The 16,423-nt window shown below is 48.3% G+C and carries 15 protein-coding genes; 7 read left to right on the top strand and 8 right to left on the bottom strand.

Annotation, left to right across the window (positions count from 1 at the left end):
• Positions 1-116 precede the first annotated feature (116 nt).
• On the top strand, positions 117-887 hold the full coding sequence (gene sanA, locus JK154_RS00670) for an outer membrane permeability protein SanA (protein ID WP_211990566.1): 771 nt from the start codon (positions 117-119) through the stop codon (positions 885-887).
• A gap of 101 nt (positions 888-988) precedes the next feature.
• On the opposite strand, the gene yeiB is transcribed toward sanA, so the two are convergent.
• Complete coding sequence (gene yeiB, locus JK154_RS00665) at positions 989-2,122, bottom strand: DUF418 domain-containing protein YeiB (RefSeq protein WP_211990565.1); 1,134 nt, start codon at positions 2,120-2,122, stop codon at positions 989-991.
• Positions 2,123-2,139: 17 nt separating this feature from the next.
• On the bottom strand, positions 2,140-2,805 hold the full coding sequence (folE, locus tag JK154_RS00660; protein WP_211990564.1) for a GTP cyclohydrolase I FolE: 666 nt from the start codon (positions 2,803-2,805) through the stop codon (positions 2,140-2,142).
• A gap of 427 nt (positions 2,806-3,232) precedes the next feature.
• Here folE and fghA point away from each other — a divergent pair, with 427 nt between their 5' ends.
• Positions 3,233-4,072, top strand: coding sequence for an S-formylglutathione hydrolase (fghA, locus tag JK154_RS00655; protein ID WP_211990563.1), 840 nt, complete (start codon positions 3,233-3,235; stop codon positions 4,070-4,072).
• Positions 4,073-4,161: 89 nt separating this feature from the next.
• Here the strand turns inward: fghA and JK154_RS00650 are convergent, their stop codons facing one another.
• On the bottom strand, positions 4,162-5,628 hold the full coding sequence (locus tag JK154_RS00650) for an amino acid permease (protein WP_211990562.1): 1,467 nt from the start codon (positions 5,626-5,628) through the stop codon (positions 4,162-4,164).
• 213 nt (positions 5,629-5,841) lie between these two features.
• A complete protein-coding gene (yieE, locus tag JK154_RS00645; RefSeq protein ID WP_211990561.1) occupies positions 5,842-6,714 on the bottom strand; it encodes a DNA-binding transcriptional regulator YeiE in 873 nt (290 codons plus the stop codon).
• Positions 6,715-6,831: 117 nt separating this feature from the next.
• Between yieE and JK154_RS00640 the strand changes: the two genes are divergently transcribed.
• Both JK154_RS00640 and nfo read left to right on the top strand, forming a co-directional pair.
• Positions 6,832-7,881, top strand: a complete 1,050-nt coding sequence (locus JK154_RS00640) for a YeiH family putative sulfate export transporter (RefSeq protein ID WP_211990560.1) — start codon at positions 6,832-6,834, stop codon at positions 7,879-7,881.
• Positions 7,882-7,945: 64 nt separating this feature from the next.
• On the top strand, positions 7,946-8,803 hold the full coding sequence (nfo, locus tag JK154_RS00635) for a deoxyribonuclease IV (protein WP_211990559.1): 858 nt from the start codon (positions 7,946-7,948) through the stop codon (positions 8,801-8,803).
• Between the two features lie 62 nt (positions 8,804-8,865).
• Here nfo and fruA read toward each other — a convergent pair whose 3' ends face one another.
• The 4 genes from fruA to JK154_RS00615 all read right to left on the bottom strand — a co-directional run bounded on the left by fruA (position 8,866) and on the right by JK154_RS00615 (position 13,306).
• Positions 8,866-10,563, bottom strand: a complete 1,698-nt coding sequence (fruA, locus tag JK154_RS00630) for a PTS fructose transporter subunit IIBC (RefSeq protein ID WP_211990558.1) — start codon at positions 10,561-10,563, stop codon at positions 8,866-8,868.
• Between the two features lie 16 nt (positions 10,564-10,579).
• A complete protein-coding gene (fruK, locus tag JK154_RS00625; RefSeq protein WP_211990557.1) occupies positions 10,580-11,518 on the bottom strand; it encodes a 1-phosphofructokinase in 939 nt (312 codons plus the stop codon).
• On the bottom strand, positions 11,515-12,648 hold the full coding sequence (fruB, locus tag JK154_RS00620) for a fused PTS fructose transporter subunit IIA/HPr protein (protein WP_211990556.1): 1,134 nt from the start codon (positions 12,646-12,648) through the stop codon (positions 11,515-11,517). The genes fruK and fruB overlap by 4 nt, the downstream gene beginning before the upstream one ends.
• A 403-nt stretch (positions 12,649-13,051) precedes the next feature.
• The gene (locus tag JK154_RS00615) at positions 13,052-13,306 is read right to left on the bottom strand and encodes a YkgJ family cysteine cluster protein (RefSeq protein ID WP_211990918.1); all 255 of its coding nucleotides are present in this window, start codon (positions 13,304-13,306) and stop codon (positions 13,052-13,054) included.
• Between the two features lie 176 nt (positions 13,307-13,482).
• On the opposite strand from JK154_RS00615, the gene yeiP reads away from it, so the two are divergent.
• From yeiP to mepS, 3 genes are all read left to right on the top strand, one after another.
• On the top strand, positions 13,483-14,055 hold the full coding sequence (yeiP, locus tag JK154_RS00610) for an elongation factor P-like protein YeiP (RefSeq protein WP_211990555.1): 573 nt from the start codon (positions 13,483-13,485) through the stop codon (positions 14,053-14,055).
• Positions 14,056-14,238: 183 nt separating this feature from the next.
• A complete protein-coding gene (locus JK154_RS00605; RefSeq protein WP_211990554.1) occupies positions 14,239-15,216 on the top strand; it encodes a GTP-binding protein in 978 nt (325 codons plus the stop codon).
• Between the two features lie 404 nt (positions 15,217-15,620).
• Positions 15,621-16,190, top strand: coding sequence for a bifunctional murein DD-endopeptidase/murein LD-carboxypeptidase (mepS, locus tag JK154_RS00600; RefSeq protein ID WP_211990553.1), 570 nt, complete (start codon positions 15,621-15,623; stop codon positions 16,188-16,190).
• The last annotated feature ends 233 nt before the right edge of the window (positions 16,191-16,423 follow it).

Below are 16,423 nucleotides of genomic sequence, written 5' to 3'. Positions count from 1 at the left end.
TGAATACCACCCGCATTGCTGGATTTGTCCGCAACTGCACGCACACTTCTTGCGCTTCTTTCCCGCCTAAAGTAGCCTTTAAATTTCCGTGTCCCTATAGGTGAGTCTGCAACTCCATGCTGAAGCGCGTGTTTTATAGCCTGCTTGTGTTCATCCTCTTATTGCTTTGCACAGCACTGGTGCTGGATCGCTGGATAAGCTGGAAAACTGCGCCCTATATTTATGAAGAAGTTCAGGATCTCCCCTATCGCCAGGTTGGCGTCGTACTGGGCACCGCAAAATACTTCCGGACGGGTGGCATCAATCAGTATTATCAATACCGTATTCAGGGCGCATTAAATGCCTACAACAGTGGCAAGGTCGATTATTTACTGCTCAGTGGTGATAACGCCCAACAGAATTACAACGAACCGATGACCATGCGCAAAGATCTCATCGCCGGGGGGGTAAACCCCAACCACATCGTGATGGATTATGCCGGTTTTCGTACACTGGACTCTGTGGTTCGTACCCGCAAGGTTTTTGATACCAACGACTTTATCATCATCACTCAGCGCTTCCACTGTGAAAGAGCCCTGTTTATTGCTCGCCATATGGGAATTCAGGCACAGTGTTTAGCCGTCGCATCACCCAAAAATATTTTTAGTGTCCGTTTACGTGAATTTGGCGCTCGTTTAGGAGCCCTGGCTGATTTATATCTTTTTAAACGGGAACCACGCTTTTTAGGGCCACTGGTACCTATCCCACCGCCCCATGAAGTTCCCGATGATGCACAAGGCTATCCAGCCGTAACGCCGGAACAACTTATTGAGCTAAAAGCAAGTCAGAAGAATGGGCCATCCACTCCCTTACCTGTCAGAATGGAAAATAGTAATAAAACGGAATGAAGGTAAATCAGGAGTGCCAGCTTTAACGTGCATACACCCATACCACAATAATGGGGTTCCGTCACAGCAGAAAGCCGACAGTATGGTGAGTGAGACCAGCGTTAGCCACTAATGCGGCGCGTCAGCTGACGCCATCCCCACTCTATCGGCCCCTGAGAGAAAAAATGCAGCCACAATACCGATACCAGAAGGTTAACGCACCAAACAACAGGAACTATCATTAACAGATCAAGTCGGTCCAGTTTCATGAATAAGCCAAAGTGATAAAACACAGTTGTGCAGATAACCGTTTGTAATAGATAGTTAGTCAGAGCCATTCTACCGACACAGCTTATCCATTTTACCCAGTGAAAACGCGAGATTTGTTGCCAGTAGCCCAGGATTAATGAAGCATAGCCTATCGCCTGAAAAGGTGCCCCGAGTTCTCGCGGTGCTTGTAACAACAGGCCACACCAACGATATGCCCAGTCCAGTTGCCACTGGGCAATCATTGACGGGATATTAATCATGAGTCCCAGCGCGATTAATCCCCAGCCAGTACGACGATAATGCCGTGTACTAAACGCCCCTTTAAGCCAGCCATTACGCATCAGTGCTGCACCTGTCATCATCATTCCGGCCAGTTGCCAGCCATATTGTATGGTCAGGGCCATCAATGACGATGTCATTAAATCGGTGCGATTAATGATGGCTTCAAGCCCCCCCTGATGGCGCCAGAACTGTTCATATTGCTGATGTGCCAAGTCAGGTGTCCAGAAATTATTGCCTTCAGGCCCCGATAATATGCCTAACAACACCAGCACAGCGACACCTATCAGATAAAGCAGTGCACCAGTGTGAAACAACGACTTTTCTCCAGGAGCATCACGGATAATTGGCCAAATAATCAGCCCCACCAGGCCATAGGCCAGCAGAATATCACCTTCCCAAAAAAGCAATGCATGGATCAGCCCCAGCAGTACTAACAAGGAAAGGCGTGTCTGGATCCAGCGCTTGCCCCGGACAAGCAACATTTGCAGCCCCGCACCAAACAGTAATGCGAACAGAGTAAGAAATTTAACCTGGGCAAAGATATCCAGCAGCCCCCAAGTCCAGGCATCACGCTGGGTTATGGCACCATACCAGGCTGGATTAAGATAGGCTGCTTTTGGCAAACCAAAAGCAGTGATATTGAGTAGCAGGATCCCCAGGACAGCAACGCCGCGAATAAAATCCAGCGTAACATTTCGTTCCATGTATCCTGCCCATAATCTTAGTTGTGGCGTACAGCGCGTAAGAATTCCTGACGCGTATTTTGACTCGATTTAAACAGCCCGCCTAGTGACGTGGTGGTGGTGGCACTGGTCGCATCCTGAACACCACGGGCTTTAACACAATAGTGAACGGCATCAATGCATACAGCCACATTATTCGTCCCCAGCAGTGTTTGTAACGCAATCAGAATTTGCTGTGTCAGCCGCTCCTGAACTTGGGGGCGCTGGGCAAAAAATTGTACTATACGATTTATTTTCGACAGCCCGATTACCGTATCTTTAGGAATATAGGCAACCGTGGCTTTACCATCGATGGTAACAAAATGGTGTTCGCAGGTACTGGTCAGCGTGATATCCCGCACAGTGACCATCTCATCGACTTTCATTTTATTTTCAATGACGGTAATTTTAGGGAAATTGGCATAGTCCAGACCGGAGAAAATTTCATCAACGTACATCTTCGCAATACGTTGCGGTGTCTCCATCAAACTGTCGTCGCTCAAGTCAAGGTTTAGCAACTCCATTATTTCTTTCATATGACCGGCAATTTCTTGCTTGCGCGTTGCGCCGTCCAGCTCACGCAACGGTGGACGCAGCGGGGTTTCTAAACCACGCGCAACCAGTGCCTCATGGACCAGGGAGGCTTCTACTGAGAGTGATGACATGCTGTATTCTCCTGCAGGTGTGCTGACCTTTGCTTTCGTTAGCGCAAAGTATCCAGCCATTGTGCGGCAGCACGCCCTGATAATCCAGTAGTGCCCACATAAATATTCTTAGGTTTAAATCTTGCCCGGGGATATTGTTTCGCTTTAAACGAGGCATACTCTGTGTTTCATCTCACTGAATGCAGGCAACACCCAGGCAAATTGAAGTATGACGCCACACTTCCCCTGCATAATTCATTTTTCCTGTAGACGCCAAATTCAGAGGGACGATGAACACAGACAAACCATGCGCATCGTCTCACTGAATGCAGGCCACACCCGGTAAATTGAAGTATGACGGGGGAGTTGCGGTCATAATACAGTATAGATAGACTCATACAGGATGACATTTGTTCATCACTGTTGAATTTTTATTAAGGGGATATGCATGGAGTTGCTGGAAGAGCACCTAATTTTTGGGGGATGGCAGCAGCGCTGGCGTCACGATTCTGGCGTGCTGAATTGCCCAATGACATTGAGTATTTTTATACCACCTTCACGGGGAGAGGTACTGCCCCCGGTTCTCTATTGGTTGTCAGGATTAACCTGCAATGATGAGAACTTTACCACCAAGGCAGGGGCACAACGACTGGCTGCAGAGCTGGGAATTGTACTGGTGATGCCTGACACAAGCCCACGTGGGGAACACGTTGCCAATAATGAGGCTTACGATCTTGGACAAGGGGCAGGATTTTATCTGAATGCTTGTGCCGAACCTTGGGCAAGCCACTTCCGCATGTATGATTATTTGCGGGATGAGTTACCTGACTTAATTCGTGAGCATTTTACTGTTAGTGAGCGTGCTTCTATCTTCGGGCATTCCATGGGAGGCCATGGAGCCTTATTAATGGCGCTGAAGAACCCGGGTCGTTTCCGTTCCGTTTCTGCGTTTGCTCCTATTGTTAATCCCAGTGATGTTCCATGGGGTGAAAAAGCCTTCACGGCTTATCTGGGCAATGACCGGGCAACATGGGAAGCCTGGGATAGCTGCCAGTTACTGCAGCAGGCCAGCGCTTCAACTCAATTACCGATACTGATTGATCAAGGCGACCGAGATCCCTTCCTGCCCGTTCAGCTACAACCTGAAAAATTTGCCGCTATTGCACAACAGAAAACGTGGCCATTGACCTTACGTATCCAGCCAGGGTATGACCACAGCTATTACTTTATTGCGACATTCATTGAGGATCACCTGCGCTTCCATGCCCAGTATTTGCTAGAAAACTAAAATAAAGTAAGGGGAGTGCATTCCTGCCCTCCCCTTACTTTTGATACCCCAGTCTGCCCCCTTTGTGCTGGTCAGACTGGGGCAGATATTTACTGCCGGTAGTCAGGGAAACTCATTTCTTTATAGCGAACAAAACGGCTACCTTTGATAAATTTGTAACCAAACCAAATGCATAAAAAGAGAGGTAACCCGACATAGGTCGCTACCACACCGCCCCAGTCAATATTATCAGCAAGGAAGGCTTCGTAGTTTTGACCCAATGTGATAGTCATGCAAAGCACAAAGGCAAAAATAGGCCCTAACGGAAACAGTCCTGAGCGATAGGGTAAATCATTAACATCATTCCCTTGTAATACATAACCACGACGGAAGCGGTAATGGCTGATAGCAATACCTAACCAGGCAATAAACCCAGTCATCCCTGAAGTATTCAGCAACCATAAATAAACGGTCTGGTCACCAAACATAGAACTCAGGAAACACAGTGCAGCAATGACGGTGGTTGCATAGAGTGCATTGCGAGGCACACCGCCCGCTGACAATTTGGCAAAAATACGCGGGGCTTTACCATCACATGCCAGGGTATATAGCATACGGGTAGACGCATACATACCGGAGTTACCCGCAGAAAGAACTGCTGTCAAAATAACCGCATTCATTACTGCGGCGGCGGACAGTAGCCCTGCATGTTCAAATACCAGAGTGAAGGGACTGACGCTGATATCTTTGACATCGTTACGCAGTAAGCTTGGGTCAGTATAAGGGATTATCAGGCTGATAATGAGAATGGCAAACACGTAGAACAGTAAAATGCGCCAGAATACCTGACGTACTGCTCGTGGAATATTTTTTTGTGGGTCCGCGGATTCCCCGGCAGCAATACCAATAAGTTCAGTTCCCTGGAAGGAGAAGCCGACAATCATTGCCACACCGATCATTGAAGCAAATCCCCCTGCAAAAGGGGCATCGCCCACGGTCCAGTTACTCCACCCAGCGGGCTGAACGCCTTTAAAGATCCCCAAAATCATCATGATCCCAACGATGATAAAGATAATAACCGTGGTCACTTTGATCAAAGAAAACCAGTACTCAGATTCACCGAACCCTTTTACAGAAATCCAGTTCAGGGCAAATATGATACCGAGGAATAACGCACTCCAGATCCAGCCGGAAATATCCGGGAACCAATAGTTCATCACCAGTTGGGCAGCAACCAAATCCACGGCGATAGTCACCGCCCAGTTGTACCAATAGTTCCAGCCAAGAGCAAAACCAAAACCTTCTTCAACGTACAGCTGGCCATAAGTAGAAAATGAACCAGAAACTGGCATGAATGCCGCCAGTTCACCCAGGCTGGTCATCAAGAAATAGACCATCGCGCCAATCAGAATATAGGAAAGAAGTGCGCCTGCGGGGCCTGCCTGAGAAATGGTTGCCCCGGATGCGACAAATAGCCCAGTGCCTATAGAGCCACCAATGGCTATCATAGTTAAATGGCGCGCTTTTAGTTCACGACGTAAGCCAGGTGCTTGTGTGGTTTTACTCTCAGAATCCATGAAAAATATTTGCCCATACAAAAAATAATGGGCGATTGTATCAAAAAGGATTTAATTCGTTGGGATAAATACCGCGTTATAAGAGAGCTTCATGATGGCTTGAGGATTATAAGCAGTTGTTGATTTGTTGGGTAAACTGGGGGGTTTTATTCCCCCCGACGATTTACCCGCTCACCAGGTCGCTGGCAGGCCAACCCTCATTGGCCAATGATCTTAGCCAGGGCTTCTGCAGTATTGCAAAAAGCGCGCCAGTGATTTAGAAATATGCTTCTGGCGGTGATAAATATAATGCAATGTACGTATTAAAGGCGGGAACGGAAGCTGAACTTCAACCAGTGAGCCACTTTCCAGTTGTTCAGCAATGACCCGGCGAGAAAGGCAGCTTATGCCCATACCATGCCGTACAGCATGCTTGATTGCCTCGGAGTTTCCAAGTTCCATACCTAAATGAAACTGTGGTAATTTGGAGAGTAACAGATAATCAACAATTTCCCGCGTTCCTGAACCTTGTTCGCGTAGAATCCACGGCTGACTGGCCAGACTCTCCAGTGTCACGGGTTGCGACAGAAAAGAATTTTTCGGGGCAGAAAAAACCACGAGCTCATCTTCCTGCCACGCTTCACTGATAATATCAGAAGAGTGGCAAGGGCCTTCAATCAGGCCGATGTCGACCCGAAAATCTGATACCGCATTAATAACATCCTGGCTGTTACCCACACTCAGTTCAAAGGGCAGCTCAGGAAAATCCTGGCGGTAACGGGCAATGATCTCCGGTAATAGATAGTTGCCAATAGTACTGCTGGCGTAGACGCGAATCGCGCCATTATCTTCAGAGAAGAGCTGTTCAATGTCTTTTGCCTGTTCAAGCAGACCCAGTGCTCGTGGATAGAGCAACCGTCCATGTTCATTGACCAGCAATCTTTTACCAATGCGATCAAATAGCTGAACACCCAGCTGCCCCTCCAGATCCGACAGCGCTGCGCTGACCGCTGATTGTGACAATGCCAGCCGTTGCGAGGCCTGTGTGGTTGACCCGCTTTTCAGCACTTCAGCAAAAACTTCCAGTTGTCGTAGGGTGATATGCATACAGGGTTCTCACAGTCAGAAATCTTTACCACTTATACAGATTAATTATAAATATATAATCAATTTTATATTTATGCGACCCCAGCGTAATCTTTTCCCATCAAAAAGGAGAAGGTTATGTCTATATTACCGATTCAGTTTCATCACATTTCATCACCAGGTTTGCTACCCGGATTGATTTTAAGCGGGAGCATAACCGCTGTTGCGCTCTGGCTGGGTAGTGAACCGATGATAGCCAGCATGGGCTTCGGGGCGCTGACCTTAGCTATTCTGGCGGGCATGATCATGGGTAATACGCTCTATCCTAAAATCGAATCATGGTGTGGTAATGGGGTTCTTTTTGCCAAACAATCATTACTGCGCCTGGGGATCATCCTCTACGGCTTTCGCCTGACATTTTCACAAATTGCTGAAGTGGGCTTCAGTGGTTTACTGATTGATGCCATGACCTTATGCAGCACCTTTGCCCTTGCCTGCTGGCTGGGGAAAAACATCTTCGGCCTGGACAGACAAACGCGCTGGCTGATTGGTGCCGGTAGCAGTATCTGCGGGGCTGCGGCGATCCTTGCCACTGAACCAGTGGTTAAAGCAGACTCCAGTAAAGTTACCGTTGCCGTTGCGACTGTGGTTATCTTCGGCACCCTGGCTATTTTTATCTACCCAGTGCTCTATCCCTTAGTGATGCAAGGGTTTACACCTGAGACCTTTGGGGTTTATGCCGGTTCAACCATGCATGAAGTTGCCCAGGTCGTGGCGGCAGGGCATGCCATTAGCCCTGAAACAGAAAACAGTGCGGTGATAACCAAAATGCTGCGGGTAATGATGCTCGCCCCTTTTCTTATTTTTCTCAGCCTGCGCGTTAAAAAGCTGTCTGCGGGGGGGAAAGTGCAGCCAGGAAAAGTCACGATCCCCTGGTTCGCCCTGCTATTCATTGTCATCGCCATCTTTAATTCATTTAATTTATTACCTGCATCTGCAGTAAAAGCGTTAATTTTTGTTGATACCTTACTGCTTGCCATGGCGATGGCTGCACTGGGACTGACCACCCATATCAGCACGCTGAAGAACGCTGGCGCTCGCCCTTTACTGCTAGCCCTGGTGTTATTTATCTGGCTTCTGGTGGGAGGCGCCGGGATTAATCTGGCCACACATTATCTGATAGGATAATTGATTGCTGAAAATCCTGCATGAACCGCTATGATGACAACCTGGATACTACAGGAGAGCAACGATGAAGTTTATTGGAGCGCATGTCAGCGCCGCTGGTGGTCTGGAAAATGCCGCCATCCGTGCCCATGAATTAGGTGCGACTGCATTTGCCTTATTTACAAAAAATCAGCGCCAGTGGAAAGCACCGGTATTGACCGAAGAAATTATCAGGCGCTTTAAGCAGGCCTGTGAACGCTACCATTATACTCCAGCACAGATTCTGCCCCATGATAGCTATCTGATAAACCTTGGCCACCCTGAACAGGAAGCTCTGGAAAAGTCTCGGGTAGCCTTTATTGATGAGCTTTCACGCTGCCAACAATTGGGGCTGACACTACTGAATTTTCACCCTGGCAGCCATCTTAAGCAGATCTCAGTTGATGCATGTTTGCAGCGCATCGCTGAGTCTATCAATATCGCCCTGGAGCAAACCGAAGGCGTCACCGCCGTGATTGAAAATACGGCGGGTCAGGGAAGCAATCTCGGTTTTCGTTTTGAGCACCTGGCCGCCATTATTGATGGCGTGGAAGATAAATCTCGCGTTGGGGTCTGTATTGATACCTGCCATGCCTTTGCTGCCGGCTACGACTTGCGAACAGAAGCTGACTGCGAACAGACTTTTGCTGATTTTGACCGTATTGTTGGCTTTCACTATTTGCGCGGGATGCACCTGAATGATGCAAAAAGTGAGTTTGCCAGCCGGGTTGACCGACATCATAGTTTAGGGGCCGGTAACATCGGTCTGACGCCGTTTCAGTGGATCATGCGTGATGCCCGTTTTGACGGTATTCCTCTTATTCTAGAAACGGTTGATCCTGACATCTGGGCACAAGAAATTGCCTGGCTTAAAGCACAACAAGCCGACACGATCGACGCTTAAAAAAAATGCCCCCCATCAGGTGAAATGGGGGGCATGGATGCATCAAACGCGACGCTTATCTATTAAGACTCGGCTACTTTTGACTCGAGCTGAGAATCTGGACGTTTCAGGATGGCATAAGCCACACCGGCAACCAGCGTACCAGCAACAATCGACAACAAATAACCCACGACAGGTGTGATTGCGCCTGGAATTAACAGCACAAATAAGCCCCCGTGCGGCGCCATGAGTTTTGCACCCACAGCCATTGACAGGGCTCCAGTGAGAGCGCCACCGACGATACAGCTTGGTAATACACGAATAGGATCCCGGGCGGCAAAAGGAATCGCCCCTTCAGAGATAAAGCACAGGCCCAGCACCACGGCTGCCTTGCCCCCTTCCCTTTCGGTATCATCAAATTTCTTACGTGCGATGAGTGTAGCCAGGCCCATTGCTAATGGTGGCACCATGCCCGCAGCCATAATAGCAGCCATCGGGGCATAGGTCTGGGTACTGAGTAGCCCCACACCAAAGGCATAAGCCGCCTTGTTAATCGGCCCCCCCATATCAGAACACATCATAGCCCCAAGGATCGCTCCCAGCAGTACCGCATTCGCAGTCCCCATGGTTTGCAACCAATGAGTCAGTCCTTCAAGGATTTTAGCAACCGGGGTTCCTATCAAGTAAATCATCGCCAGACCGACAATCAGTGTCGAGAACAGTGGAATGATCAGGATAGGTTTCAAAGCCTCCATACTGGAAGGTAACTTGAGCTTTGTACTAATCAGTTTGGCAAGGTAACCGGCGATAAAACCAGCAATAATACCGCCAATAAAACCAGAACCCGTACTGACTGCCAGCATACCCCCTACTAAACCAGGCGTCAGACCTGGACGGTCAGCAATCGAGAAAGCAATAAATCCTGCTAATACTGGAACCATTAAAGCGAAAGCAGACCCACCACCAATTTGCATTAATGATGCGGCCAAGGTGCCTTGCTGTTTAAAGGCTTCGATACCAAAGGCAAAAGAGAGTGCAATACACAGCCCCCCCGCAACGACCATCGGCAACATATAGGAAACGCCCGTCAACAGGTGGCTATAAACCCCTGCTTGTGCTTTCTTACCCGCATGATGAGTCGCGTCACTGTTCTGGACACCTTTCCCCGTATAGGGTTCAGCTTCCACTAATGCTTTGTCAAACTCCTGGGCCGTCTTCTTGAGGGCCAGGCCTGTCGAAGTACGATACATGGGTTTGCCCGCGAATTTTTCGAGGTCAACATCAATATCTGCCGCAACAATAACCAGATCCGCTTCGGCGACTTCTTCAGCACTGATTGGGTTTCCTGCGCCTACCGAGCCCCGGGTTTCAACTTTTACCCACCAGCCACGTTTTTTCGCTTCAGTTTCAATCGCTTCAGCTGCCATAAAGGTATGAGCAACACCTGTAGGACAAGCAGTGACCGCAACGATGCGTTTTGGACCGCCACTTTTTGGCGCTGCAGCCACCGGAGAAACATAAGGTTTCGCGTCATTGACAACCTTGTTAAGTAAGGTCTCAGGATCAGTAATCGCTTGCTCCGGATCCGCTAGCAACAACGGTTTGTTGGCCAGGTTTTCATCCGTTGGGAGCTGCGTTCCTAAAACCAGTACCCACTCAGCCTCTGACGCAGAATCCGTTAAGGTAAACTGCAGGTTCTGAGCAGCCTTACCCAGACGCAATTTGGCGATATAGCTACTCGCCGGCCCCATATCTGGCGCTAAAATCAACAGCTTTTTCATGGTTTTTCTCCTGCTGTCAGTGGAATGGTTTTAACTCAACACGCGCCATCATTGCCGCCAGTTGAGTACGGTCAGTAATACCGACGTTGCTTTGACTCACGGCCAACGCCGCCACAGCAGTCGCCAGACGCAGCGTATGCTCGCTTGACTCACGCATCAGAAGCCCGTAAATCAACCCACCGACCATTGAGTCACCCGCTCCCACAGTACTCACAACTTCGCAAGCGGGTGGTTTGGCTATCCATTCGCCTGATGCATTAACCCATAGGGCACCTTCAGCACCAAGAGAAATAACCACATGAGCAATGCCTTGTTCACGCAACGCATGGGCGGCTTCAATCACATCTTTGAGTTCCGGTAATTTGCGCCCAGCCCATACTTCAAGCTCACGTCGATTCGGCTTGACCAACCATGGTGCCGCCTTCAGTCCTGCAACCAGAGCCTCACGACTGCTATCAAAAATAATACATGGGCATTGGCTACGCAGACGTAGCATCCACTCGGTGAACGCATCCGGTGATACCCCCGCAGGTAAGCTGCCGCTGACACAAACCATATCAAACTGGCCAAGCCAGCTGAGTGAATCAGCAACAAAACGATCCCAGTCTGCCCCCGTCACTTCAAACCCGGAGAAGTTAAGATCAGTCACTTCCCCATCTTTTTCTGTCAGTTTGACGTTAATACGGGTACGCCCTTGAACCACTTGAAAACGATTAGCAATACCCAGTTCGCTGAACAGATGCTGAAAACCTTCCTGGTTCTCTTTTCCGAGGAAACCACTCACGGTCACATCAATGCCTAAGTCTTTGAGCACTTTGGCAACATTGATCCCTTTACCTGCAGCATGCAGGCCTGTGGTGCGAACCAGATTGACTTCGCCCCGTTCAATTTCCGCACAATAACCGACCAAATCGTAAGCGGGATTTAGCGTTATTGTTGCAACACGTCTGCTCATTGTGCCCCCTCTCCCAGACCTGAATTAATCGCTTCGCCGATAGCATTCAGTGCTTTTTCAGCTTCATTGCCCTGGGCGGTGAAGCGCAGGCGATGACCTTTTTTAACCCCTAAGGCAACCACTTTCATCAGGCTACGACCATTTGCTGGTTTTCCCGACCCATCAAGGTTTGTGACTGTCACATCACAGTCAAACTGCTTGATGGTATTAACCAGAACAGTCCCCGGACGAGCATGGAGACCATGTTCATTTTTAATCACAAATTCAGCGCTTAACGCGCTTTCTGTAGCAACGTCATCAGAGGTCAGCAGCATCAGGAGTAAAGAAGCATCTGCAGTTAATAGTTTTTCTGCCCCTTTGGTCGCCAGAAGATTATCCAGACGCTGCAGGACAGCCAACGGTTTATCATCCACCACAGATGCCGTCACCAACAGAGAAACCGGCTGATTATCGACGTTAAAACTGGCTGCTGGACGACTCACAGCAATGGCACTGGCCAGGTTGCCTTGTGCACTGTCACTCAGCCAGACGCCCGCACCAAGATAAGCCGGAGCCGCAGAGATAACCTGACTGACAAACAGAGCATCGACCGCTCCCGCCTGTTTCAGGCGGCCGGCATTGATAGCCTGTAATGTAACGAGATCCTGAGCATCCACGTTCAATGTCAGCATGCTGTTATCCAGCAGCAGATCCGCCGTCTGAGTTTCACCCATCAGCAGAGCACGTAACTCCTCTGCCTGTGTCGCTGATTTCAGCTGTTCAGCAATGCTGTCATCACTCAAAACATGAGTCAGCTGACGCAACAGGCCAAGATGCTCATCAGAACTGGCGGCGATACCGATAGCGACATAAACCTGCTGACCTTCTCCCCATGAAACACCCTGAGGAAACTGGAAGACTTGAACACCCGTTTTTAACACCAGATCGCGAGTATCCGTCGTGCCATGGGGGATAGCGATACCATTCCCAAGATAGGTGGAGGTTTGCTGCTCACGGGCCAGCATGCCGTTAACATAACCCGCACCGACATACCCTGCCTGTTCAAGTGCAGCGGCAATCATGCGGATGGCTTCTTCTTTATTACCGGCGGCACAACCGGGATGAATATTCTGGGCAGATAGTTGGAACATATTGCTCCTCTCCTGTGAGTTGAATCGATTCAGTTGAAGCAGAAGAAAATTCCCACACCTTTTGTCGGAAAAGATTCAAAGTCCGCTGAAACGTTTCAAACATTTTGAGTGTGATGTGAAGTTATCGCAATAGTTCTCTCTTTTCTATTACTAAATTTTTGAGCTTCAGCACATTTTCAGCTCACCGGGTTCTGATTTAAGGCAAGCTTCAGCCCTCTTCATCCTCAGGGTGTGGAATACATGCCGATACCCGCAAATGTGGACCACGCCTGAACTCATGGGGCAGCAGAATAGATACTGGCAATAAAAACAGACCAGAATTCATCGTTGGGGGGCTACAAATGATACCGTTACATCATCAACTTCAGCTTGAGTCGTCTGCAGGCCATGTGGATACCCGGGTTTAAGGTGTCGTCGCCGCTTCGAGCGCGATAAGATAGATCATCGCTTGCTGGCGATTATCGCCACACATATCCTTTGCCGCCTGAAGTCCACCACATACTGCGGGGCGCAGAGGAGAACCAAATATTTGACAACTATTTTCTTCTGAAAGCTGGATACAGCGAGTATTGGCCGGTTTGCCATTTGGCATGCCAGGAATGGGCGTCGAAATAGAAGGAGCAATGCAGCAAGCGCCACAGCCTGGTCGGCAATCCATCTGCAAGTCCCCTACAGTGAGAAATAAACGCGACACTCTAACAACCCGCTGGTGATAAAGATATTCCCTTTTGCGCTTTATTCCCCCCCACTGACGAAATCCGCTTGCCTGAATCGCGCCACACGGGTAATTTTACGCAATATTTTTGTCCCCCCTTTTTTTGACAGGAAACATCGATGGCCAGAGCGAACGAAATCAAACGCGGCATGGTACTGAATTACAATGGTAAGTTACTATTAGTTAAAGATATTGATATTCAGGCTCCGAGTGCACGTGGTGCAGCAACTTTGTATAAAATGCGTTTTTCTGATGTCCGTAATGGGCAGAAGGTTGAAGAACGTTTCAAAGGGGATGATATTGTTGATACCGTAACGCTGACACGCCGTTTCGTTGACTTCTCCTATATTGATGGCAACGAATACGTCTTTATGGATAAAGAAGACTACACCCCGTATATTTTCAATAAAGATCAAATTGAAGATGAACTGCAGTTTATTCCAGAAGGTGGCATGCCCGATATGCAGGTACTGACCTGGGATGGGCAGTTACTCGCCCTGGAACTGCCACAAACGGTTGATCTGGAAATCGTTGAAACTGCCCCTGGTATAAAAGGTGCCTCAGCCAGTTCTCGTACTAAACCTGCTACCCTGTCTACGGGCTTAGTTATTCAGGTTCCGGAATATATGGTAAGCGGTGAGCGTATTCGTGTGCATATTGCAGAAAAACGCTCAATGGGCCGAGTAGACTAATTTCCCCAATAGAAGTGTTACCTGCCAGCATCACTTTAGCGGGTAACCACTTTCTGGTGTTGTTTAAATATTGCCCTCCCGTTTGTGCCTCTTCTCATTTATCTCACAGCTGTTCACAATGGGGTCTTCTTCACGAGAAAGCCTTGCCGTCATCTGCTGACATTTGGATCATTTGGAGTTTCTGTGACAAAAACCAACTTAATTACAGGCTTCCTTGGAAGCGGAAAAACGACCACCATTCTTCATCTACTGGCGAATAAGCCCCCGGATGAGACGTGGGCGGTACTGGTCAATGAATTTGGTGAAGTCGGTATTGATGGTGCTTTACTGGCCGAAAGCGGCGCGTTGCTCAAAGAGATCCCCGGCGGTTGTATGTGTTGTGTTAATGGTCTGCCCATGCAAATGGGCCTGAATACCTTACTGCGCAAGGGTAAACCTGACCGTTTACTTATTGAACCGACTGGATTAGGCCATCCAAAACAGATCCTCGACTTATTAACAGCGGAGGTCTATCAGCCCTGGATTGATTTAAGGGCCACCCTCTGCTTACTGGATCCACGTCAGTTATTGACACCGAAGGTATTCACTAACCAAAACTTCCGTGATCAACTGGCTGCAGCAGACATTATTATTGCCAATAAGCAGGATAATGCTGATGCGGTGAGTCTTGAAGCGCTCCGTGACTGGCAAAAAAATGAAAAAGATACACGCCCGGTTGTTCATACCGAACGCGGTATCATAGATTGTGCATTGCTGGATGAACCGCGTCTGAATCAGCGCACATTACCATCAAGTCATGAACACACGCACACTATGGCAGCCAGACAAGTGCTTGCCGCACTCAGCCTCCCGCAACACCAACGCTGGCGCCGCAGTATCAACAGTGGCCAGGGGCATTTTTCCTGTGGCTGGATTTTTGATGATCAAACCGAATTTGACACTATCGGCTTACTGGAGTTTGCAAGACTGGCGCCAGTAAGCCGGGTAAAAGGTGTGCTACGTATCAGTGAAGGCTTGGTGCGTATCAATCGTCAGGGCAATGACTTCCATATTGAAACACTACAGACACCACCGCCTGATAGCCGCATAGAGCTGATTCATGATGAACTCACTGACTGGAATGCCCTGCAATCAGCATTACTGAAGTTGCGTTCAGCCTGACCTATGAGCACCATGCAAAGAGTATGTGGAGGTTTTGATTATTTACCTCACCGTGTCAAAGCACTTCACATCCTTTCTGACGTTTTTATATGCGTATAAATCAAGATTCAAATAAATAAAAATAGCCTGTGAGTAGCCACAGCCACCCCACTTATACTTTTCTTGAGTATAGTCAAACTTTGTTACGCAATCTGGCATAAAAACCTCGCATCACCGCCATCAATGAGGTAATCTCAAAAAAGCTTAAAATTACGAGTTGTAATTATCTGTGGCTGTAAAAAAGAATCTGCGTCCCTCTCTTTTTCAAGAAGGTACCTGGCTCCCTGGCTCAGGTAGTTCATCTCGTTGCGTTATCATTTTAATAACGAATTTGTCGTTAAGGACAGCAAGGGAAAACACATAACATGGTCAAATCTCAGCCGATTTTGAGATATATCCTGCGGGCAATTCCCGCAGTCGCGGTAGCAGCGTTACTCTCCGCATGCAGTACAACAAACACAGCGAATAATATGCATTCTGAGATGCATGCAGTAGACGGTCAGAACAGTTTTTTACTGCAAGCTTCTCAGGATGAATTTGAAGAGATGGTTCGTAATATTGACGTAAAATCACGTCTTATGGACCAATATGCTAGCTGGAAAGGCGTGCGTTACCGTCTTGGTGGCAGTAGCCGTAATGGCATTGACTGCTCCGCCTTTGTGCAGCGTACTTTTCAGGAACAGTTTGGGCTAACGTTGCCACGCTCAACTTCCGAGCAACAAGAAAGTGGGAAGTCTATATCACGCAATAAATTAGCAATGGGTGATTTAGTGCTGTTCCGTGCAGGTTCAACTGGGCGTCATGTGGGTATTTATATTGGGAATAACCAATTTGTTCATGCCTCGACCAGTAATGGTGTCATGATTTCAAGTATGGATGAACCGTACTGGAATAAACGTTACAACGAAGCTCGGCGAGTTCTTAGCAGCAGTTGATGATGGTCAACAGCTTTATTGATGATTTCTCCCTTCGTCATGAATAGAGCAACGGATTATTTAAAAAAACGCTGCAATGCAGCGTTTTTTTATATCTGTTAATTGACCCCACCACACTCGGTGTATTAACCCTTTATCGTTTTAAGCAGTACTGAATTAAACAACTCTGAGTTTATACGTTATAGTCAGAGTCTAATGTCAACGGATGACGTGTTTGCAGTTGTAGGATTGAT

Origin of the sequence: Citrobacter sp. JGM124 (assembly GCF_018257795.1) — a bacterium.
Classification (GTDB): Bacteria; Pseudomonadota; Gammaproteobacteria; order Enterobacterales; family Enterobacteriaceae; genus JGM124.
Note: the sequence above shows the minus strand (reverse complement) of the source record. Positions and strands in the feature narration are given on the sequence as shown.